Source organism: Peribacillus sp. SIMBA_075 (genome assembly GCF_046534585.1).
The window spans coordinates 1-270 of record NZ_JAWRYN010000671.1 but is presented as its reverse complement, the minus strand read 5'-3'; the positions used below and the strand labels follow the sequence as shown (position 1 = coordinate 270).

Here is a 270-nt window from a genome sequence, read left to right as displayed (position 1 = left end):
AATCATTTGTTTTGCTAAATATGCACAAATAGCATGAGGGATTGCATAATGCACATGTAAAATATCAAGGTTTTCTCTTTGAGCAACCTCTGCCATTTTACTCGCTAATGCTAAATCGTAAGGTGGATATTGAAAAACAGAATATTGATTTACTGTTACTTCGTGAAAATAAATGTTCGGGTACACTTTATTCAACCGAAATGGTACACCCGATGTAATAAAATGAATTTCATGCCCGCGTTCCGCCAATTGCTTTCCTAACTCTGTCCC

1 protein-coding gene is annotated in these 270 nt (G+C 36.3%); it reads right to left on the bottom strand.

Annotated elements, in window-relative coordinates; translation table 11 throughout:
• Positions 1-270 (bottom strand): glycosyltransferase (locus tag SB775_RS29870; protein WP_410864864.1); only part of this gene is annotated, 270 nt, incomplete at both ends.